This is a genomic window from Bradyrhizobium nitroreducens, assembly GCF_002776695.1.
Taxonomy (GTDB): domain Bacteria; phylum Pseudomonadota; class Alphaproteobacteria; order Rhizobiales; family Xanthobacteraceae; genus Bradyrhizobium; species Bradyrhizobium nitroreducens.
In genome coordinates this window covers 1,664,562-1,684,385 of sequence record NZ_LFJC01000003.1, presented here as the reverse complement: position 1 = coordinate 1,684,385, position 19,824 = coordinate 1,664,562, and the positions used below count along the sequence as shown (strand labels likewise).

General features: G+C 65.6%; 19 protein-coding genes. 10 read left to right on the top strand and 9 right to left on the bottom strand.

The window, feature by feature from the left end:
• The first annotated feature begins 95 nt into the window (after window positions 1-95).
• Window positions 96-428, top strand: a complete 333-nt coding sequence (locus tag TSA1_RS39590; RefSeq protein WP_174719289.1) for a hypothetical protein — start codon at window positions 96-98, stop codon at window positions 426-428.
• Between the two features lie 172 nt (window positions 429-600).
• Here the strand turns inward: TSA1_RS39590 and TSA1_RS08405 are convergent, their stop codons facing one another.
• From TSA1_RS08405 to TSA1_RS08380, 5 genes are all read right to left on the bottom strand, one after another.
• Window positions 601-2,043, bottom strand: a complete 1,443-nt coding sequence (locus tag TSA1_RS08405; RefSeq protein ID WP_100175949.1) for a homospermidine synthase — start codon at window positions 2,041-2,043, stop codon at window positions 601-603.
• Window positions 2,044-2,107: 64 nt separating this feature from the next.
• Window positions 2,108-2,497, bottom strand: coding sequence for a RidA family protein (locus TSA1_RS08400; RefSeq protein ID WP_100175948.1), 390 nt, complete (start codon window positions 2,495-2,497; stop codon window positions 2,108-2,110).
• A 133-nt stretch (window positions 2,498-2,630) separates the two neighbouring features.
• The gene (locus tag TSA1_RS08395; RefSeq protein WP_100175947.1) at window positions 2,631-3,218 is read right to left on the bottom strand and encodes a GNAT family N-acetyltransferase; all 588 of its coding nucleotides are present in this window, start codon (window positions 3,216-3,218) and stop codon (window positions 2,631-2,633) included.
• Between the two features lie 134 nt (window positions 3,219-3,352).
• Entirely contained in the window at window positions 3,353-4,495 is a 1,143-nt protein-coding gene (locus TSA1_RS08390; RefSeq protein ID WP_100175946.1) for a type III PLP-dependent enzyme, read from the bottom strand.
• A 672-nt stretch (window positions 4,496-5,167) separates the two neighbouring features.
• On the bottom strand, window positions 5,168-5,422 hold the full coding sequence (locus TSA1_RS08380) for a hypothetical protein (RefSeq protein WP_100175945.1): 255 nt from the start codon (window positions 5,420-5,422) through the stop codon (window positions 5,168-5,170).
• A 139-nt stretch (window positions 5,423-5,561) separates the two neighbouring features.
• Here TSA1_RS08380 and TSA1_RS08375 point away from each other — a divergent pair, with 139 nt between their 5' ends.
• Genes TSA1_RS08375 through TSA1_RS08365 form a run of 3 tightly spaced genes read left to right on the top strand, consistent with a single transcriptional unit; the run spans window position 5,562 to window position 9,402 of the window.
• Window positions 5,562-7,643 (top strand): M3 family metallopeptidase, encoded by a 2,082-nt coding sequence (locus TSA1_RS08375; protein ID WP_100175944.1) that lies wholly within the window; start codon window positions 5,562-5,564, stop codon window positions 7,641-7,643.
• The gene (locus tag TSA1_RS08370) at window positions 7,643-8,284 is read left to right on the top strand and encodes a DUF1007 family protein (RefSeq protein WP_245448154.1); all 642 of its coding nucleotides are present in this window, start codon (window positions 7,643-7,645) and stop codon (window positions 8,282-8,284) included. The genes TSA1_RS08375 and TSA1_RS08370 overlap by 1 nt, the downstream gene beginning before the upstream one ends.
• On the top strand, window positions 8,281-9,402 hold the full coding sequence (locus tag TSA1_RS08365) for a nickel/cobalt transporter (RefSeq protein ID WP_174718819.1): 1,122 nt from the start codon (window positions 8,281-8,283) through the stop codon (window positions 9,400-9,402). The genes TSA1_RS08370 and TSA1_RS08365 overlap by 4 nt, the downstream gene beginning before the upstream one ends.
• Window positions 9,403-9,611: 209 nt before the next feature.
• Here the strand turns inward: TSA1_RS08365 and TSA1_RS08360 are convergent, their stop codons facing one another.
• Complete coding sequence (locus TSA1_RS08360) at window positions 9,612-10,010, bottom strand: MAPEG family protein (protein WP_100175942.1); 399 nt, start codon at window positions 10,008-10,010, stop codon at window positions 9,612-9,614.
• 82 nt (window positions 10,011-10,092) lie between these two features.
• Here TSA1_RS08360 and hemH point away from each other — a divergent pair, with 82 nt between their 5' ends.
• The 4 genes from hemH (at window position 10,093) to TSA1_RS08340 (ending at window position 13,836) form a co-directional block, all read left to right on the top strand.
• Window positions 10,093-11,130 (top strand): ferrochelatase, encoded by a 1,038-nt coding sequence (gene hemH / locus TSA1_RS08355; RefSeq protein WP_100175941.1) that lies wholly within the window; start codon window positions 10,093-10,095, stop codon window positions 11,128-11,130.
• A 10-nt stretch (window positions 11,131-11,140) separates the two neighbouring features.
• Window positions 11,141-12,109: an ABC transporter substrate-binding protein gene (locus TSA1_RS08350; RefSeq protein WP_100175940.1), complete on the top strand. Its 969-nt coding sequence runs from the start codon at window positions 11,141-11,143 to the stop codon at window positions 12,107-12,109.
• Window positions 12,110-12,341: 232 nt separating this feature from the next.
• On the top strand, window positions 12,342-13,337 hold the full coding sequence (locus tag TSA1_RS08345) for an SPFH domain-containing protein (RefSeq protein WP_100175939.1): 996 nt from the start codon (window positions 12,342-12,344) through the stop codon (window positions 13,335-13,337).
• A 55-nt stretch (window positions 13,338-13,392) separates the two neighbouring features.
• A complete protein-coding gene (locus TSA1_RS08340; RefSeq protein ID WP_100175938.1) occupies window positions 13,393-13,836 on the top strand; it encodes an NfeD family protein in 444 nt (147 codons plus the stop codon).
• A 90-nt stretch (window positions 13,837-13,926) separates the two neighbouring features.
• Here the strand turns inward: TSA1_RS08340 and TSA1_RS08335 are convergent, their stop codons facing one another.
• Window positions 13,927-14,316, bottom strand: a complete 390-nt coding sequence (locus TSA1_RS08335) for a winged helix-turn-helix transcriptional regulator (protein ID WP_100175937.1) — start codon at window positions 14,314-14,316, stop codon at window positions 13,927-13,929.
• Window positions 14,317-14,388: 72 nt separating this feature from the next.
• Here TSA1_RS08335 and TSA1_RS08330 point away from each other — a divergent pair, with 72 nt between their 5' ends.
• Window positions 14,389-14,946 carry a carboxymuconolactone decarboxylase family protein gene (locus tag TSA1_RS08330; protein WP_100175936.1) on the top strand — a complete coding sequence of 186 codons (558 nt, stop codon included), beginning with the start codon at window positions 14,389-14,391 and terminating at the stop codon, window positions 14,944-14,946.
• Between the two features lie 152 nt (window positions 14,947-15,098).
• Here TSA1_RS08330 and TSA1_RS08325 read toward each other — a convergent pair whose 3' ends face one another.
• Window positions 15,099-16,106: a KpsF/GutQ family sugar-phosphate isomerase gene (locus TSA1_RS08325; RefSeq protein ID WP_100175935.1), complete on the bottom strand. Its 1,008-nt coding sequence runs from the start codon at window positions 16,104-16,106 to the stop codon at window positions 15,099-15,101.
• Window positions 16,107-16,299: 193 nt separating this feature from the next.
• Between TSA1_RS08325 and TSA1_RS08320 the strand changes: the two genes are divergently transcribed.
• Window positions 16,300-18,057: an outer membrane beta-barrel protein gene (locus TSA1_RS08320; RefSeq protein ID WP_100175934.1), complete on the top strand. Its 1,758-nt coding sequence runs from the start codon at window positions 16,300-16,302 to the stop codon at window positions 18,055-18,057.
• Between the two features lie 168 nt (window positions 18,058-18,225).
• On the opposite strand, the gene TSA1_RS08315 is transcribed toward TSA1_RS08320, so the two are convergent.
• Window positions 18,226-19,677: a glutamate synthase subunit beta gene (locus TSA1_RS08315; RefSeq protein WP_100175933.1), complete on the bottom strand. Its 1,452-nt coding sequence runs from the start codon at window positions 19,675-19,677 to the stop codon at window positions 18,226-18,228.
• Window positions 19,678-19,824 lie beyond the last annotated feature (147 nt).

Genomic DNA, 19,824 nt, shown 5'->3' with positions numbered 1-19,824 from the left:
CGTTTTGGCGCGTGAAGGGCTGGTTCCCGCCCATTCGGTTGCGGAACCCGTGCCCTCTCATTTCGTTGATCCCGCGGACAAAGGCGGTGATCGACATGCCCGGCCAGAACGATAAGCGAAACCTGAAGCTCGACCTGACGATTGCCGGTGTGCTGTTCGCGGCAGGCGTTGTGGTGTCGGTGATGTCGCTGGCACAAATCCGCGCCGAGAGCCGGATGGAACTGGCGCAGGCAACGCCGCCGCTCCAAGGCACGCCGTCCAATGATCAGAGCAAGGTGCCGGCCGAGGCCAAGCCCGGCGGCGACCGGCCCACCACGCCGGCCCCGGAGCCGGCGCGTCCGGATTCTCAGACGCAGGGCGCGGCGACCAAGCCGGCCTTGCCGCCGGCTCCGGCCGAGAAAATCGCGCCGCCGATCGAAAAGAAGTAGGCGGCCGCCGCGTCCTCGGGGTCATTCCCCGCGAGGGCGGGGGAATCCAGTATTCCAGAGACCATGCGTGGATACGGAGACGTCGCGGCGTACTGGATGCCCCGGTCAAGCCGGGGCATGACAGCGGAATGAGACGGCGCGCCCCGGAATGATGGGCGGAGAGACGCGCGCCTCACCGCACCAAAATATTCCTGAACTGCCACGGATCAGACGTGTCGATGTCCTCCGGAAACAGTCCCGGGCGATCCGTCAGCGGCGTCCAGTCGGTGTAGAAGCCCTTGACCGGGCCCAGATACGGCAGCTGGATTTCCAGCAGGCGCTCGAAATCCATCTCGTCGGCTTCGACGATGCCTTCGTTCGGGTTTTCCAGCGCCCATACCATGCCGCCGAGCACGGCGGAGGTCACCTGCAGGGCGGTGGCGTTCTGGTAGGGGGCGAGTTCGCGGGTCTCTTCGATGGATAGCTGCGAGCCGTACCAGTACGCATTGTTGTCGTGGCCGAACAGCAGCACGCCGAGCTCGTCGATGCCGTCGACGATTTCGTCCTCTTCGAGAATGTGGTGCTTTTCCTGCATCTTGCCGGCGCGGCCGAACAGCTCATGCAGCGACAGCACGGCGTCGTCGGCCGGGTGATAGGCGTAGTGGCAGGTCGGCCGGTAGATTGCGTTACCCGAAGCATCACGTACCGTGAAGTAATCGGCGATCGAGATCGACTCGTTGTGGGTGACGAGGAAGCCGTATTGCGCGCCGCGGGTCGGGCACCAGGTGCGCACGCGCGTATTGGCGCCAGGCTGCATCAGATAGATGGCGGCGCCGCAGCCGGCTTCGTGGGTATGCGCATTCTCGGGCATCCATTTCTCATGGGTGCCCCAGCCGAGCTCCGACGGCTGCATCCCCTCCGAGAGGAAACCTTCCACCGACCAGGTGTTGACGAAGACGTCGGGCTCTTTCGGCTTCTTGGAGCGCTGGGTGTCGCGCTCGGCGATGTGGATGCCCTTGATGCCGGCCTGCCGCATCAAATCCGCCCATTCGGCTCTCGTCTTCGGCTTGGGGGCATTGAGCTTCAGGTCTGCGGCGACGTTGAGCAGCGCCTGCTTGACGAAGAAGGAGACCATGCCGGGATTGGCGCCGCAGCAGGAGACGGCCGTGGTCGAGCCCGCCGGGCGCGCCTTCTTGGCGGCCAGCGTCACTTCGCGCAGGGCGTAGTTGGAGCGCGCTTCCGGGCCCTTCGAGGAATCGAAATAGAAGCCGAGCCAGGGCTCGTTGACGGTGTCGATATAGAGCGCGCCGAGCTCGTTGCAGAGCTCCATGATGTCGGTGGAGCCGGTGTCGACCGAGAGATTGACGCAAAAACCCTGGCCGCCGCCTTCGGTGAGCAGCGGGGACAGCAATTCGCGATAATTGTCCCTGGTCACGGCCTTCTGGATGAAGCGGACATTGTGCTTCTCGCAATGCGCCTTGCGGCCCTCGTCCTTGGGATCGATCACGGTGACGCGCGACTTGTCGTAGTCGAGATGCCGCTCGATCAGCGGCAGCGTGCCTTTGCCGATGGAGCCGAAACCGACCATGACGATGGGACCGGTGATTTTCGCGTAAATCTGCGAGGGAGGGCTCATGGGATGGTTTCTCCGGAACGGGCTGGCAGGCAAAGGGTGGGTGGATCTGGCGCTGCGGCGCTCGTCAGACGCTGCGGCGCTTGGCGGTGACTTCGATCTCGACCTTCATCTCGGGCTTGGCGAGGGCGCTGACGACCAGCAAGGTCGCGGCCGGCCTGATGTCGCCGAGAACCTCGCCGCAGACGGCGAAGTGGGCGTCGATGTAACTCGTGTCGGTGACGTAATAGGTCGCACGGACGATGTCGGCCATCTCGAATCCGCCCTCCTTCAGGGCGGCCGCGATGGTCTTGAAGCAGTTGCGTGACTGGCTCGTGACGTCGGCCGGCATGGTCATCGTGGTGTAGTCATAGCCGGTGGTTCCCGCGACGAAGGCGAAGTCGCCGTCGATCACGGCGCGGCTGTAGCCGACGGTCTTCTCGAGCGGAGAGCCGGTGGAGATCAGGCGACGGGACATGGTTTGGGCCTCGACTGAACGGGAATTTCGTGGGGTTAAAGGGCGTTTCCGGGTGCGGTGCAACCCCAAAGCAACGGCCGCAGCCGACCGTCGCCGCGGGCGCGGCTCCGGTCGTCGCCATCATGGCGATGTCTTAGGCCGCGTGCGCCTCGAGGGGGCGAACTACCCTCCGTTTGGACAGGGCCGCGCCGGTTGGGACGATCATCCCACAGGCGCCATCCAGCACGCCCGCCTGGAATTCAACCGCCAGCAGGCGGTCGCGCTCGAACGGGCCGGGCAGCGTCAATGTGCCGGTCTTCTCCGCCGAGAAGCCGAACCGGGCGTAATAGGGGGCATCGCCGAGCAGGATCACGGCGCCATGCCCGCGCGCCCGGGCGGCGGCCAGCGCTTGTTGCATCAGCGCGGCGCCGATCCCGAGCTCGCGGCAGGCAGGGTCCACCGCCAGTGGTCCGAGGACCAGGGCGGGCCTGCCTCCGGCGCTGACGTGCCACAGCCGCACGGTTCCCACGAGCTTGCCCTCGCGCACGGCCGACAGGGCAAGGCCTGCGGCAGGCGCACGTCCGTCGCGCAGGCGCTGGCAGGTGCGGCCATGGCGGTCTTCGCCGAAGCTGGCATCCAGCAGCGCTTCACGGGCGACGGCGTCGGCAGCACGCTCCGCACGGATCACGAACAGAGCGGCTTTCGAGGTGAGGGCGATCTGTGGCTTCCGAAAAGCAGTCATGGCGCATCAGTCCCCGCTTGAACCGGCGTGCGCAAGGCACGCCTGTTCAAGGCGTCGTCAGACATCGAGATGTTGGGAAGGGAGCCGGCAAGCCGGCTCCCGGGTTCGTCAGGCCTCTGGAAACGAGAGGCGGATCAGATGTGGTAGGTCTTCAGCGGCGGGATGCCGTTGAAGGCCACCGACGAGTAGGTCGACGTGTAGGCCCCGGTGCCTTCGATCAGAACCTTGTCACCGATCTCCAGCGTCACGGGAAGCGGATACGGGTTCTTCTCGTACAGCACGTCGGCGCTGTCGCAGGTCGGGCCGGCGAGCACGCACGGGGTCATGTCCGCGCCGTCGTGACGGGTGCGGATGGCGTAACGGATCGACTCGTCCATGGTCTCGGCGAGACCGCCGAACTTGCCGATGTCCAGGTACACCCAGCGTACCTCGTCCTCGTCGCTCTTCTTCGAGATGAGCACGACCTCGGATTCGATGATGCCGGCATTGCCCACCATGCCGCGGCCCGGCTCGATGATGGTCTCCGGAATCTGGTTGCCGAAGTGCTTGCGCAGCGCGCGGAAGATCGAGCGGCCGTAGGTCACGACCGGCGGCACGTCCTTCAGGTACTTGGTCGGAAAGCCGCCGCCCATGTTGACCATGGTCAGGTTGATGCCGCGCTCGGCGCAGTCGCGGAACACCTGCGAGGCCATCGCCAGCGCACGGTCCCACGCCTTCACCTTGCGCTGCTGCGAGCCGACATGGAACGAGATGCCGCACGGCTCCAGCCGGAGGCGCTTGGCGAGGTCGAGCACCTCGACCGCCATCTCCGGGTCGCAGCCGAACTTGCGCGATAGCGGCCATTCGGCGCCGGCGCAGTCATAGAGGATGCGGCAGAACACCTTCGCGCCGGGAGCGGCACGGGCGACCTTCTCGACCTCGGCGGCGCAGTCGACCGCGAACAGCCGGATGCCGAGCGCGAAGGCGCGCGCGATGTCGCGCTCCTTCTTGATCGTGTTGCCGAAGGAGATGCGGTCGGGCGTCGCACCGGCGGCCAGCGCCATCTCGATCTCGGCGACGGTCGCGGTGTCGAAACAGGAGCCCATGGACGCCAGCAGCGCCAGCACTTCCGGCGCCGGGTTCGCCTTCACGGCATAGAACACGCGGCTGTCGGGCAGCGCCTTGGCGAAGCTCTGATAATTGTCGCGCACGACCTCGAGGTCGACGACGAGGCAAGGCTCGGTGTCGAGGCCATCCTGGCGGCGGTTGCGCAGGAATTCCTGGATACGTTCGGTCATGGCACTCTCCCAAACGGCCCAGCGACGGGCCCGTTCAAAACATGACGTCGGATAAGAGTGCTCTGGCCGGATCGCGCGATGGAGGCGCGACGAAGCCACAAGACTCAAACCAGACTGTGCTGCCGTGGATTGGTTGGGAGTGTTCCCGCCCGCACACCTGGCAATGAAGGACAAGCCTTTTCAGTAGCCCGCGCCGGCGTTGGAATGCCGGTAGAGACCAAAAAAGCCCGATCCGTCGTTGCTTTAAGTCGCGTCCCCCGTTGAGAGCGGGGTGCGCCGGTTCGCCTCCGGCTGCCAGTCACGGTTGCAAAGAGTGAAGTCACCTTCGACATGGCATCTCTTGAGAGAGATGCTGGACGCTCCGGGTTTGCTTCTTCGTTCGACCTCTCGGTCTCGCGACTTCCGCACTTCCGAAGAGCCCCTCGGCTTCTTCACCCCTTGGCGGCTGTCCGGCCTCTTGTCCGGATACCTACCGACTGACACACGACCACAGGCACGTGCGAAATTGGGCAAGAGCGCACATAAGCGTTTTGACTCTGCTTCGCAAGAATTTTTTTAGGCTGCGAACAGAATTGCCTAACATCTGCTTGCGCAGTGTTGCGCGAGCGACGCGGAAGATGAACGGGCGTTAAGTTTTTGAGACCAGTGTGCGCGTCACGCGCGCGAGCAACTTCAGCCGCGCTTCGTGAAAGGCTCGACGCGCTGAGCCGCGCGGATGAACGCGGTCATCACGAGCACGCCGAGCGCGAACAGCACGGCCTGCAGGATGTGCGTGCCCTGATCGCCGAGCCCGAACAGGATCGCGAGCGCCCAGCCGCCGGCGAACGCCGCGCCGAACACCTCTGCGCCGATCAGGATGGCGGCGCTGATGACGGTGATGACGCTGGGCCAGACGATCCGGCGGGAGGACGTGGAAGACGCGTTCATGAGCTCTGGGGTCCGTGGTCTATCGAGGGCCGCAATCTCCCCGAAAAGGCGGCCGGGAGCAAGGCCAAATGGCTCAAAAAAGCCCCATCGCGTGCTATAGCTGGCCGCAACAATCGACCCATGAAAATCGGGACTTGTGATGTCAGAACCCCGCCGAACTACGGACTCCGAGGCCAATCCGCTGCTGAAGGCCTGGGTGACGCCGTTTGCCACCCCGCCCTTCGACGAGATCAAGCCGGAGCACTTCCTCCCGGCCTTCGAGCAGGCCTTCGCCGACCACTCCGCCGAGATCGCGGCGATCACCAATGATCCGGCTGCGCCCGACTTTGCCAACACGGTCACGGCGCTGGAGCGCTCCGGCAAGCTCTTGAGCAAGGTCGCGGCGGTGTTCTACGACCTCGTTTCGGCGAATTCCAACCCGGCCATCCTGGAGATCGACAAGGAGATCTCCTTGCGGATGGCGCGGCACTGGAATCCGATCATGATGAATGCCGTGCTGTTTGGTCGCATCGCCCAGCTGCACGAGAACCGCGCCAATCTCGGTCTTTCGCCCGAGCAGCTTCGCCTGCTGGAGCGCACCTACACCCGCTTCCACCGCGCCGGCGCCGGCCTCTCCGAGCAGGCCAAGACACGGATGGCTGAGATCAACGAGCGGCTGGCCCAGCTCGGCACCGGCTTCAGCCATCATCTGCTCGGCGACGAGCAGGACTGGTTCATGGAGCTTGGCGAGGCCGACCGCCAGGGCCTGCCGGATAGCTTCGTCGCCAGCGCCAAGGCTGCGGCGGAAGAGCGCGGCATGGCAGGCAAGGCCATCGTCACGCTGTCGCGCTCCTCGGTCGAACAGTTCCTGAAGAGCTCGGCGCGGCGTGACCTGCGCGAGAAGGTCTACAAGGCCTTCATCGCGCGCGGCGACAACGGCAACGCCAACGACAACAACGGAACCATCGTCGAGGTCCTGAAGCTGCGTGAGGAGAGCGCCAATCTCCTGGGCTATCCGACCTACGCCGCCTACCGGCTCGAGGATTCCATGGCCAAGACGCCGGATGCGGTGCGGAGCCTGCTGGAGCGGGTCTGGAAGCCGGCGCGCGCCCGGGCGCTCGCCGACCGCGACGAGATGCAGGCGCTGATCACGACAGAAGGCGGCAATTTCAAGCTCGCTCCCTGGGACTGGCGCTTCTACGCCGAAAAGCTGCGGCTTCAGCGCGCCAATTTCGACGATTCCGCGATCAAGCCGTATCTGTCGCTCGACAACATGATCGCTGCCGCCTTCGACTGCGCCACGCGCCTGTTCGGCGTCACCTTCGAGGAGCGCAAGGACGTTCCGGTCTGGCACCCCGACGTCCGGGTCTGGGAGATGAAGGACAGGGACGGCAAGCACAAGGCGCTGTTCTATGGCGACTACTTCGCCCGGCCGTCGAAGCGCTCCGGCGCCTGGATGACCTCGCTGCGCGACCAGCAGAAGCTCGACGGCGACGTCGCGCCGCTCGTTCTCAACATCTGCAATTTCGCCAAGGGGGCCGATGGCGAGCCCTCGCTGCTGTCGCCCGACGATGCCCGCACCCTGTTCCACGAGTTTGGCCACGGCCTGCACGGCATGCTCTCGAACGTGACCTATCCCTCGCTGTCGGGCACCTCCGTGTTCACCGATTTCGTCGAGCTGCCATCGCAGCTCTACGAGCACTGGCAGGAGCGCCCCGAGGTGCTGCAGAAGTTCGCCCGTCACTACCAGACCGGCGAGCCGCTGCCGGACGATCTGCTGCAACGGTTCCTGGCCGCGCGAAAATTCAACCAGGGCTTTGCCACGGTCGAATTCGTCTCCTCGGCGCTGGTCGACCTCGAATTCCACACCCAGCCGGCCGCCGCCGCGCAGGATGTCCGCGCCTTCGAGCGACGCGAGCTCGAGAAGATCGGCATGCCCGAGGAGATCGCGCTGCGTCACCGTCCCACCCAGTTCGGCCACATCTTCACCGGCGATCACTATGCGGCCGGTTATTACAGCTACATGTGGTCCGAGGTGATGGACGCCGACGCCTTCGGCGCGTTCGAGGAGGCCGGCAACATCTTCGATCCCGCCGTGGCCAAGCGCCTGCACGACGACATCTATTCGAGCGGCGGCTCGGTCGATCCGGAGGCCGCCTATGAGGCTTTCCGCGGTCGTCCTCCGGAGCCCGACGCACTGCTGCGCCGGCGCGGTTTGCTCGACGACACCAAGGCGGCCTGATGGACACGATGCGCCGCCTGTTTGGACTGCTGCTGGCCGCCAGTCTCATGCTCGCAGCGGGCGCGGCGAGCGCGCATCCGCATGTCTGGATCACCGCGACCAGCGAGCTGCTCTACGCCGAGGACGGCAGCATCACCGGCGTGCGCCACGCCTGGACCTTCGACGACATGTTCTCGGCCTATGCGGTGCAGGGGCTCGAGAGCAAGACCAAGGGCACCTATACCCGCGAGGAGCTCGGGCCGCTGGCGCAGACCAATGTCGAGTCGCTGAAGGAATACGCCTACTTCACCTTTGCGCGAGCCGACGGCAAGAAGGAGCGATTCCAGGAGCCGGTCGACTATTTCCTCGACTACAAGGACACGGTGCTGACCCTGCACTTCACGCTGCCGCTGAAGAACCCGGTCAAGCCCAAGCAATTGGTGCTCGAAGTGTTCGACCGCTCCTTCTTCATCGACTTCCAGATGGCCAAGGACAATCCGGTCAAGCTGGTCGGCGCGCCCGCCGGCTGCCAGATGAAGCTGGACCGGCCGAACGACGGCTCCGCCACGGCCCAGAAGCTCAACGAGCAGACCTTCCTGAACGGCGAGAACTCGAATTTCGGCATGATGTTCGCCAACAAGATCACGGTGGATTGCCCTTGACGCCAAAGCTCTCCCCGCTCGCGCGCGGGCTTGTGGCCTGCGCCGCCGTTCTCTTCATCATCGGTGTGGCCGATGCCGCGCTTCACGATGTCTTCGCGCAGAATCCGTTCGGCGCGCCGAAGCAGGCGCAAGCGCCCGAGCCCGAGGCCAGCGGGATCATCGGCTGGCTCCTGGCAAAACAGTCGGAATTCTATCGCCAGATGTCGGCGACTATCCGCGCCGCGAAGTCCGACGGCTCGGCGGTGTGGACATTGCTGTTCATCTCGTTTGCCTACGGCATCTTCCATGCCGCCGGTCCCGGCCACGGCAAGGCGGTGATCGCCTCCTATCTCGTCGCCAACCGCGAGACCGCGCGGCGCGGCATCGCGCTGTCGTTTGCGTCCGCGCTGATGCAGTCGCTGGTGGCGATCCTGATCGTCGGCATCTCGGCCTGGATCCTGAATGCGACCGCCAAGACCATGTGCAAGGCGGAAGGGGTGATCGAGATCGCGAGCTACGCCCTGATTGCGTTGTTCGGCCTGCGGCTGGTCTGGGTCAAGGGCCGCACGTTCATCCGCGCGCTGCAGGCGGTCCAGCCGGTGCCGGCGATCGCCGGCGTGCCGCACCATCATGATCATCACCATCATCATGATGCCCACGATCATCATGGCCATGATCATCATCAGCACGATCACGGTCATGACCACGCGCACGCCCATGCCCACCACGGACACGACCACGTCCATGACGAGCATTGCGGCCATTCCCACGGTCCCACGCCGAGCGAGCTCGCCGGACCCGGCGGCTGGCGGCGCGGCTTCGCCGCGATCCTCACCGTCGGCATCCGCCCCTGCTCGGGCGCCATCCTGGTGCTGGTGTTCGCGCTCGCCCAGGGCCTGTTCTGGGCCGGCATTGCCGCGACCTTCCTGATGGGGCTCGGCACCGCGATCACGGTCGCGGCCATCGCGGTCGTCGCCGTCTCCGCCAAGGACATCGCCGCTCGCCTCAGCGCCGGGCGCGACGGCGGCGGTGCGCTGTTCATGCGCGGCATCGAATTCGCGGCGGCTGCCGTCGTGCTGCTGTTCGGCGCGGGCCTGTTGCTCGGCTATGTCGCGGCCGAGCGGACGACGTGTTTCTAGAGCGTTTTCGAGCGAAGTGGACACCGGTTCGCGTGAAGAAAACGCGTCAAAACAACAATCTAGAGCTTCGGTTCTGATTCAATCAGAACCGGATACGCTCTAGGCGAAGGTCTCGTAGCCCGGATGGAGCGAAGCGCAATCCGGGACAGAGTCGCCGTGAAAAGACCCCCGGATTACGCTTTGCTCCATCCGGGCTACGGTCACAAACCTCACACAGGCAGAAATTGCTTCAACGCCGGCATGAAGAAGATCCCGAGATTGATCGCAAAGCCGATGCTCCAGAGGATCGAGCGCAGCGTCGGGCGGTTGCCGAGATAGGTCAGCACATAGGCGATCCGCACGATCAGGAACAGTGCCGCGAGCTCGTCGATCAGCCGCTGCGGCGAATCCCGGTATTCGGCGAGCAGGACCGCGAAGGCGAAGAACGGGAAGGTCTCGATGCCGTTCTGGTGGGCGCCGAGCGCGCGCTGCGACAGGGCGTCCTCATAGAAGGCGGGATCGCGCGGCCGGGAATTGTCGAAGCGGCCAAACCTGATCCATTTGATCGCGGCGATCGTTGACAGATAGAGCAGCAGCGCTCCTAGGACGCACCATTCCGCGAGTGTCATCGTCGCTCCCCGGCCTGGCTGCGACCCTAGCGAAACCGGCCTCATCTTGACAAGTTCGGACCAACGCGCGACCCACAGAGCCATGACCAGCGTCGTCCCCATCGAGACCGGAAGACCGGTCGCCCAATCCGCCTTGCCGCGCGTTGGCGTGCTCCTGATCAATCTCGGAACACCCGACACGGCGGATGCGCCGGGCGTGCGGGTCTATCTGAAGGAGTTCCTCAGTGATGCCCGCGTCATCGAGGACCAGGGACTGATCTGGAAGGCCGTGCTGAACGGGATCATCCTGCGCAGCCGCCCCCGCACCAAGGCGCTGGACTACCAGAAGATCTGGAACACGGAGAGGAACGAGTCGCCGCTGAAGACCATCACGCGGTCGCAAGCCGACAAGCTCGCGGCCTCGCTGTCCGACCACGCCCACGTCGTGGTCGACTGGGCGATGCGTTACGGCAATCCCTCGATCAAGTCGGGCATCGATGCGCTGATCGCGAAAGGCTGCGAGCGCATCCTGGCCGTTCCGCTCTATCCGCAATACTCCGCCTCCACCTCGGCGACCGTCTGCGACGAAGTGTTCCGCGTGCTTGCCCAATTGCGCAACCAGCCGACGCTGCGGGTGACGCCGCCTTATTACGAGGACGCCGCCTATATCGAGGCGCTCGCCGTCTCGATCGAGACGCATCTGGCGACGCTGTCCTTCAAGCCCGAGCTGATCGTGGCGTCCTTCCACGGCATGCCGAAATCCTATGTCGAGAAAGGCGATCCCTATCAGCAGCACTGCATCGCCACCACCGCGGCGCTGCGTCGCCGGCTCGGCATGGACGAGACGAAACTGCTGCTGACCTTCCAGTCGCGCTTCGGCAATGCCGAGTGGCTTCAGCCCTATACCGACAAGACCATGGAGCGGCTTGCGAAGGAAGGCGTGCGCCGTATCGCAGTGGTGACGCCGGGCTTTTCCGCCGATTGCCTGGAGACGCTGGAGGAGATCGCGCAGGAGAATGCCGAGATCTTCAAGCACAATGGCGGCGAAGAGTTTTCCGCGATCCCCTGCCTCAACGACAGCGGGCCCGGCATGGACGTGATCCGCACCCTGGTGCTGCGCGAGCTTCAGGGCTGGATCTGATGGGCGCCCCGTGAACCGCCGTGAGTGTCTGGCGCTTCTTGGGACGATCGCGGTGCAGCCGGTCCCGGTCCTGGCGCAGCAGCCGCGCGCGGTGCGCCGGCTCGGTGTGCTCTCGGTCATCGCCTCCGATGATGTGATCGGCCAGGCTCGCCTGGCCGAGGCGCTCGCCGGCCTCGGCTGGAAAAAGCGCGACAACCTCGAGATCGACTGGCGCAGCGGCGGCGGCGACCGCGCCCGCATCGCGCGGCTCGCCGACGAGTTGATCGCGCTCAAGCCAGACGTCCTGCTCGCGCTCGGAACGCCCTCGGTCGAGGAGCTGCGCCGTCGCACCAGGACCATCCCGATCGTGTTCGCCGTCGTCACCGATCCCGTCAGTCAGGGCTTTGTCGAAAACCTCGCCCATCCCGGCGGCAACGTCACCGGTTTCACCGATTACGACGGCCCGCTGGCCGGCAAATGGCTGGAGATGCTGACGCAGGTCACGCCGAAGGTCTCCCGTGCCTTCGTCGTCTACAATCCCGCCACTGCGCCGTTCGCGCCCCTGATGCTGCGCACCATCGAGGACGCCGCGCGGACGCTCCGGATGACGGTCGAGCCCGCGCCGGTGAATGACGCGGCCTCCATCGCAGTGCTGGCTTCGCGAAGGGACGGTGGCTTTCTGATTCTGCCGGACTTCTTCACCATGGCCAATCGCGGCCAGCTTCTGGCGGCGATCGCGCAGGCGCGCGCGCCGGCGGTGTTCTGGAGCCGCACCTTCGTCGACGAGGGCGGTCTGATGTCCTACAGCACCGACAGCGCCGAGCAGCTCCGCCGTGCCGCGGACTATGTCGATCGCATCCTGAAGGGGGCGCGGCCAGCCGACCTGCCAGTGCAGAACCCCACCAAGTTCGAGCTCACGGTTAACCTGAAAACGGCCAAGGCGCTTGGCATCACGCTTGCCCCGGGTCTGCTTGCAATCGCGAACGACGTCATTGAATAGAGCTCGCGGTGACGGCGCAATTCTTGATCCTTGCCGTTAGGTCTGCGTCTGCTCGCTTTCAAGAGCCTTGTGCAAAATACATATTCGTGACCGTTTCCTCTCGCGGCGCCTTGTGCAGAATTGCGCCGATACCGACGTTACTTGCGACCGCTGAACCGGTAAGGTCGTGATCCCGACCAATGACAGCGCGGGAAAGGGCTTTTCCCGGCTTCTTTCCTGCCTTGGAGGAGCTATGAGCGGTTTCGACATTTTCGCGATTGTTCTGGTGTTACTCGTCATCGTCACGCTGGTTGCCGGCGTGAAGACGGTGCCGCAGGGCTATGACTGGACCATCGAGCGGTTCGGCAAGTACACGCAGACGCTGAGCCCCGGGCTCAATTTGATCGTGCCCTATTTCGATCGCGTCGGGCGCAAGATCAACATGATGGAGCAGGTGATCGACATCCCCGAGCAGGAGGTCATCACCAAGGACAATGCCACCGTGACGGTGGACGGCGTTGCCTTCTACCAGGTGTTCGATGCGGCGAAAGCGAGCTACGAGGTCTCCAACCTGACGCAAGCCATCACGGTCCTGACCATGACCAACATCCGCTCGGTGATGGGCGCCATGGATCTGGACCAGGTGCTGTCGCATCGCGACGAGATCAACGAGCGCCTCCTGCGCGTGGTCGATGCCGCGGTCTCGCCCTGGGGCCTCAAGGTCAACCGCATCGAGATCAAGGACATCGTGCCGCCGGCCGACCTCGTCGAGGCCATGGGCCGGCAGATGAAGGCCGAGCGCGTCAAGCGCGCCGACATTCTCGCCGCCGAAGGCCAGCGTCAGTCCGAGATCCTGCGCGCCGAGGGCGCCAAGCAGGGCCAGATCCTGCAGGCCGAAGGCCGCAAGGAAGCTGCGTTCCGCGACGCCGAGGCCCGCGAACGGTCCGCGGAGGCCGAAGCCAAGGCGACGCAGATGGTCAGTGAAGCCATCTCCAAGGGGGACGTCGCGGCGTTGAACTATTTCATCGCCGACAAGTACATCAAGGCGTTCGGCCAGTTCGCCGACGCGCCGAACCAGAAGATCATCATGCTGCCGATCGAAGCGACCAGCATGCTGGGCTCGCTCGCCGGCATCGGCGAGATCGCCAAGGCGACGTTCGGCGAAAGCGCGGCCGCCGCCGCGCGCCGCCCGGGCTCGGTGCCGCCGACCGGCAGCACGCCGCCGGCGGTGCCGCCGCGGCAGGGATAGTCACTTGCGCATGTCCCTTCAGGCAGGGGCATGCGCTATGATAGAAGGTCGTGTCATGACCGACATGTTCGTATCGCTCGGCACCTGGAACTGGCTGATCTTCGGCTTCATCCTGATGGCGCTGGAGGTGCTCGCGCCGGGTGTCTTCCTGTTCTGGCTCGGGCTCGCTGCGCTGCTCGTCGGCCTGATCTCGTTCACGGTCGTCCTGTCGTGGCAGATCCAGCTCGTGATGTTCGCAGTGTTTGCCGCTGCCGCCGTGCCGGTGTGGCGTCGGCTTGCGCGGCCGAAGCCGGATGCGAGCGCCAGTCCGTTCCTCAACAAGCGCGCCGATGCGCTGCTCGGGCGCGAGTTCACGCTGGAGAAGCCGATCGTCGACGGCAGCGGCACCATGCGCATCGGCGACACCGTCTGGCGCGTCGCAGGTCCGGATACGCCGGCCGGAACGCGGGTGAAGGTGGTGCAGGTGGACGGTGCGAATCTGACGGTGGCGGCGGCGTGAGGATTCTTCGTCTCTCCCCGCTTGCGGGGAGAGGCCGGATTGCATCGCAGATGCAATCCGGGTGAGGGGGAGTCTCCGCGAGTCCGTCTCTCACCGTCTGCGCGGAGGCCCCCCCTCACCCCGACCCTCTCCCCGCAAGCGGGGAGAGGGGGACGAGCTCCTCCACCGCTCTGCAAACCGGTGTAGCGGCATAAACGTCTCGCACAGCTCCCGCCCCAGCGCCGTCAGCCCATAACCTCCGCCCTCTTCAAGCTCCACGAAGCCCGCCTCGCGCAGCTCCGTCAGCCGCGCCTGCAGCACCGTGGGCGAGGCGTCGTCGCAGGCGGTGCGCAAGGCGCGGGAGGTGAGGGGCTCGCCGCGCAACTCCCAGAGTATTCGCAGGCTCCAGCGCCGGCCGAGCAGGTCGAGCAGCACCATGATCGGGCGGCCCGTGCGCGAGCCGCGGACGCTACGTGTCTTGGAGTCGGCCTGTTTCGCCATCGGCGGTCCCTTGCGTGTCGCTACAGATAGTGTAGCGTTGTGCTACGATAAATGTAGCAAGGGAATTGGCCCATGTCCGAAGCCATACCGCGCATCGCCCCGCTCGCGCCGCCTTATCCCCCGGAGATCCAGGCGCAGTTCGATCGCATCATGCGCGGCGCGCCGCCGCTGATGCTGTTCCGTGTGATGGCGGGCCACGGCCGTGCCTGGGACAAGTTTCGGGCCGGCGGCCTGCTCGATCCCGGCCCGCTCTCCCTGCGTCAGCGCGAGATCGTCATCGATCGCACCTGCGCGCTGAACCGATGCGAGTACGAGTGGGGCGTCCATGTCGCGATCTTTGCCGCGCCGGCGAAACTGACTGAGGAAGAGGTCAGGGCCACCGTGCAGGGCGATGCGACCTCACCGTGTTGGTCGCCGGCCGAGCAGGCGCTGATCGCGGTGGTCGACGCGTTGCATCGCCGCGCGACGTTGAGCGACGAGGAGTTTGCCGCTCTGTCGGTGAACTACGACGAGGCGCAGATCCTGGAGATCATGCTCTTGTGCGGTTTCTACCGCACGGTGTCGTATCTGGCGAATGGGTTGCAGCTGCCGCTGGAGGAGAATGCGGCGCGGTTTCCGGTTGCGCTCTAACCGACGATGGGGAGGCAGTTGCAGGCCACACGCACACCGTCATTCCGGGGCGCGCACTTGGCGCGAGCCCGGAAGCCATAGCGACAGAAACCCCGCGGCCCGATGGATCCCGGGCTCATCGCTTCGCGCTGCCCCGGGATGACGGGTAAACCTTACGCCACGCCGGCCCGCAGCAGGTCGTGCAGATGCACGATGCCCACCACCTTGCCCGCCTCGGTCACGACCAGCGTCGTGATCTTGCGGGTGTTCAGCACCTCGATCATCTCGGTGGCGAGCATCGAGGGCGGCACCGTCTTCGGCTGCTTCGTCATGATCTCGTCGACTGATGCCGTCAGGAGGTCCGGGCGCATGTGGCGGCGCAGATCGCCGTCGGTGATGATGCCCGCGACCTCGCTCGCGTCGTTGACGATGCAGACGCAGCCGAGACCCTTGGCCGACATCTCGACCACGGCCTCCGACATCATGGTGCCGAGCGGCTTGACCGGGATCTCGGCGCCCGTACGCATGTAGTCGCGGACGAATTTCAGCATCGCGCCCAGCTTGCCGCCGGGATGGAAATGCGCGAACTCGAGTGCCGTGAAACCGCGGCCTTCGAGCAGCGCGATCGCGATGGCGTCGCCGACCGCGACCTGCATCATGGTCGAGGTGGTCGGCGCCAGATTGTGCGGGCAGGCCTCGCGCGCCTTCGGCAGCTCGATCACGATGTCGGCGGCTTGTCCCAGCGAGGACGCCGCGTTCGACGTCACCGCGATCATGGGAATCGCGAACCGCGCGGAATAATTCACGACGTTCTTCATCTCCGGCTGCTCGCCGGACCAGGACAGCGCCATGATGACGTCGTCGGTGGTGATCATGCCGAGGTCGCCATGACCGGCTTCGGCGGCGTGCACGAAGAAGGCGGGCGTGCCGGTCGAGGCCAGCGTCGCGGCGATCTTGCGCCCCATATGGCCCGACTTGCCGAGCCCGGTGACGATGACGCGGCCCTTGGCGTTGCGGATCAGGTCGACGGTCTTGGCAAACGCCTCGCCAAGCGGACCGCGCAGTGCGGCTGCGAGCGCGTTGATGCCGCCGCTCTCCGTCTCCAGGGTGCGGAGCGCGGATTCGACGCTGTCGGGAATGGGTCCGGATGATGCGGTCATCAGCGGTTTCGAACTCGGCATGTTCTGGTCCAGGGAGGAGGGGGCATTCGCCCGGTCGGCGCCTGCTTAGCACGCCGCGCCTCCGGACGCGACGAGCCCGCCGGGGCCCTCAACGGGTCATTAACCATAATTGTTTTAACTCCATTAACGATGGTTCCCGCGTCGTCGTGGGGATGATCGTGAAAGTGTTTGATTTCGTTGGAGTTATTCCATCGTGGGGTCGTCTCCAGGCACCGGCCGGAGCAAACGCGCGCAAGTTCTGCGCGCTGTTCTGCCGTGCCTTGTGCCGGGTCTTGCGCTGACGGCCCTCACAAGCGCTCCCGCAGCCGCCCAGAGCCTCACGCCCGACCTGTTCAATCCCAACCGCGGCGGCTTCGCCTCGCCCGAGACGCTGCCGACGCGCCGCACGGCGGGCGTGCCGCAGGCGCCGTCGGATGCGTTGCCGGCGCTGCCCGATCCCAGTGCCGATCCGCGCAAGGCCCGCGAGAAGCCGGCGGCCTCGCGCATCGGTCAGGTCCCGACTTACGGCCTGCCGGCCGCCACCGGCGCGAGCAGCTCCGGCTACGATTCGCTCAACCGCAAGCGACAGCAACCCAAGCTCTATCCGGGTCAGCCGAAGCCGAAGCGCGCCGCCGGTCCCGGCTCGCCGGCGCCGACCACAGCGCCGCCGCCGTCGACGCTCGGCCTCCCCAAGATCGCGCCGCCGCCATCGGCCTCCGCGAACAAGGCGCCGGTGCCGGCAGCGATGGCGGGCACCGTGCCCGGCCAGCCGCTGCGCCGCCGCCTCAAGGCGGATGACGATCCGTTCGGCGCCGTCGGCGACTACGCCGGCAGTTTCCTGATCAAGGGTGGGCTCGAGCTCTCAACCGGCTACGACACCAATCCCACGCGCCTGAACAAGCCGGTCGGCTCCCCGGTCTATGTCGTCGCTCCGGATCTGCTGGTGGCATCGGACTGGGAGCGCCACGCGCTGGTGGCTGATTTGCGCGGCTCGTTCTCCGGCTACACCAACAACATGCCGGCGACGATCGACGGCTTTGCCTCGCCTTCGCCGGTCGAAGCCGATCGCCCCGACTTCACCGGCCATGTCGACGGCCGCCTCGACGTCAGCCGCGATCTCAAGCTGACCGGGCAGGCGCGCCTGCGGCTCGCCACGGACAATCCCGGCAGCCCGAACGTGCAGGCCGGCCTGCAGAAATATCCTGTCTACGCCGCCTACGGCACCACTGTCGGCTTCGACCAGACCTTCAACCGCTTCCAGGTCGCCGCCGGCGCCACGGTCGATCGCACCGCCTACACGGACTCCAAGCTCACTGACGGCTCGACCTTCAGCAACAACGATCGCGACTTCAACCAGTATGGCGGCATCGGGCGCTTCTCCTACGACCTCAAGCCGGGCCTGAAGCCGTTCGTCGAGATCCAGGGCGACACCCGCGTCCACGACCAGGCCGCCGACCGCAACGGCTATTTGCGCGATTCGAACGGCGGCTACGCCAAGGTCGGCTCGTCCTTCGAGTTCTCGCGCATCCTCACCGGCGAGATCTCGGTCGGCTATTCCGCGCGCAATTACACCGATCCGCGTCTCAGCCAGCTGTCGGGCTTCCTGACCTCGGGCTCGCTGATCTGGAACGCGAGCGGCCTCACCACGGTGAAATTCGTCACCGACACGCAGATCGCCGAGACCACGGTCCCCGGCTCCTCGGGCGTGCTGGTGCGCACCTACGCGGCCGAAGTCGATCACGATTTCCGCCGCTGGCTCACCGCTGTCGGCAAGTTCACCTACGGCACGCTCGACTACCAGGGCCAGAACCGCAACGACAAGACTTACTCGCTCGAAGGCAATCTGATCTACAAGCTCAACCGCAACATCTGGGTCAAGGGCACGCTGCGCCACGACATCCTGGATTCGAACCAGCCGGGATCGAGCTCGCAGGGGACGGTGGTGTTGGTGGGGGTGAGGCTGCAGAATTGAGAGCGGTACGCTTGCGCGTCTCATGAGACAAAGCCGAAGGCACGGCTCTCTCTCCGATCGTCATTCCGGGGCGCGCGAAGCGTGAGCCCGGAATCCATTCATCCATGAGTGCTGGGGCCTGATGGATTCCGGGCTCGCGCCAAGTGGCGCGCCCCGGAATGACAGACCCTACCGCGGCAGATCCGTCTTCCCCATCAGGAACGTGTCGATCGACCGCGCACACAGCCGGCCCTCGCGGATGGCCCAGACCACCAGCGACTGGCCGCGGCGCATGTCGCCGGCGGTGAACACGTTCGGGCGCGAGGTCTGGTAGTCCAGCGTGTTGGCCTTGACGTTGCCGCGCGGGTCGAGCTCGACCGAGAGCAGCTTGAGCAGACCCTCGTGCACGGGATGGACGAAGCCCATGGCGAGCAGGACGAGCTCGGCCTCGAGCTCGAACTCGGTGCCGGCAATCGGCTTGAACTTGTCGTCGACGTGCACGCAGTGCAGCTTCTTGACCTTTCCGTCCTCGCCGGAAAACTTCTGGGTCAGCACGGCGAACTCGCGCACCGCGCCTTCGGCCTGGCTGGAGGACGTCCGCATCTTCAGTGGCCAGTTCGGCCAGGTCAGGCCCTTGTTCTCGCGCTCAGGAGGAGCGGGCATGATCTCGAGCTGGGTCACCGAGAGCGCGCCCTGGCGCAGCGAGGTGCCGATGCAGTCGGATCCGGTATCGCCGCCGCCGATGACGACGACGTGCTTGCCGCCCGCAAGAATCTCCTGGACGCCGCCGAGCGGCTCCTCGGAGACGCGGCGGTTCTGCTGCGGCAGGAAGTCCATGGCGTAGTGGATGCCGGCGAGGTCGCGGCCGGGGATCGGCAGGTCGCGCGGCGCTTCCGCGCCGCCGGTCAGCGCCACGGCGTCGTACTCGTTGAGCATCTCGCGCGGATCGACATTGCCGTCAGCGCCGACATGGCTGTTGTAGTGGAAGGTGACGCCTTCGCCTTCCATCTGCTTGACGCGGCGGTCGATGACGCCCTTCTCCATCTTGAAGTCGGGGATGCCGTAGCGCAGCAGGCCGCCGGCCTTGGCGTACTTCTCGAACAGGTGCACGTCGTGGCCGGCGCGGGCGAGCTGCTGCGCGCAGGCCATGCCGGCCGGACCCGAGCCGATCACGGCGACCTTCTTGCCGGTCTTCACCGCAGCGACTTCAGGCTTCAGCCAGCCATTGTCCCAGGCGCGGTCGACGATCGCGCATTCGATGGTCTTGATGGTGACCGGGTTGTCGTCGATGTTCAGCGTGCAGGAGGCTTCGCACGGTGCCGGGCAGATGCGCCCCGTGAACTCCGGGAAATTGTTGGTCGAGTGCAGATTGCGCGAGGCCTCTTCCCAATTGCCCTGGTAGACGAGGTCGTTCCAGTCGGGGATCTGGTTGTTGACCGGGCAGCCGGGCGTGCCGGGCGCGACCGAGCCGGTGCCGTGGCAATAGGGAATGCCGCAGTTCATGCAGCGCGCCGCCTGGTCGCGCACCTCTTTCTCGGAGAGGGGAACGACGAATTCCTTGTAGTGCTTCACGCGCTCGGCGACCGGGGTGTACTTGCGGTCATGCCGTTCGATTTCCAGAAAACCCGTGATCTTGCCCATTAAACCCGAAGTCCCTGCCGCTTAAGTTCTTTGTTCTCTCACTCCTCATCCTGAGGAGCGGCGCGCGTTTCGCGCCGCGTCTCGAAGGATAGAGGCCCGGATGGTGACCTCATGGTTCGAGACGCGCCTTGCGCTCCTCACCATGAG

Bases quoted from the DNA above. Each gene is read 5' to 3' on its own strand.
- TSA1_RS39590 (WP_174719289.1), top strand. From the start codon at position 96: ATGCCCGGCCAGAACGATAAGCGAAACCTGAAGCTCGACCTGACGATT.
- TSA1_RS08405 (WP_100175949.1), bottom strand. From the start codon at position 2,043: ATGAGCCCTCCCTCGCAGATTTACGCGAAAATCACCGGTCCCATCGTC.
- TSA1_RS08400 (WP_100175948.1), bottom strand. From the start codon at position 2,497: ATGTCCCGTCGCCTGATCTCCACCGGCTCTCCGCTCGAGAAGACCGTC.
- TSA1_RS08395 (WP_100175947.1), bottom strand. From the start codon at position 3,218: ATGACTGCTTTTCGGAAGCCACAGATCGCCCTCACCTCGAAAGCCGCT.
- TSA1_RS08390 (WP_100175946.1), bottom strand. From the start codon at position 4,495: ATGACCGAACGTATCCAGGAATTCCTGCGCAACCGCCGCCAGGATGGC.
- TSA1_RS08380 (WP_100175945.1), bottom strand. From the start codon at position 5,422: ATGAACGCGTCTTCCACGTCCTCCCGCCGGATCGTCTGGCCCAGCGTC.
- TSA1_RS08375 (WP_100175944.1), top strand. From the start codon at position 5,562: ATGTCAGAACCCCGCCGAACTACGGACTCCGAGGCCAATCCGCTGCTG.
- TSA1_RS08370 (WP_245448154.1), top strand. From the start codon at position 7,643: ATGGACACGATGCGCCGCCTGTTTGGACTGCTGCTGGCCGCCAGTCTC.
- TSA1_RS08360 (WP_100175942.1), bottom strand. From the start codon at position 10,010: ATGACACTCGCGGAATGGTGCGTCCTAGGAGCGCTGCTGCTCTATCTG.
- hemH (WP_100175941.1), top strand. From the start codon at position 10,093: ATGACCAGCGTCGTCCCCATCGAGACCGGAAGACCGGTCGCCCAATCC.
- TSA1_RS08345 (WP_100175939.1), top strand. From the start codon at position 12,342: ATGAGCGGTTTCGACATTTTCGCGATTGTTCTGGTGTTACTCGTCATC.
- TSA1_RS08340 (WP_100175938.1), top strand. From the start codon at position 13,393: ATGACCGACATGTTCGTATCGCTCGGCACCTGGAACTGGCTGATCTTC.
- TSA1_RS08335 (WP_100175937.1), bottom strand. From the start codon at position 14,316: ATGGCGAAACAGGCCGACTCCAAGACACGTAGCGTCCGCGGCTCGCGC.
- TSA1_RS08330 (WP_100175936.1), top strand. From the start codon at position 14,389: ATGTCCGAAGCCATACCGCGCATCGCCCCGCTCGCGCCGCCTTATCCC.
- TSA1_RS08325 (WP_100175935.1), bottom strand. From the start codon at position 16,106: ATGCCGAGTTCGAAACCGCTGATGACCGCATCATCCGGACCCATTCCC.
- TSA1_RS08315 (WP_100175933.1), bottom strand. From the start codon at position 19,677: ATGGGCAAGATCACGGGTTTTCTGGAAATCGAACGGCATGACCGCAAG.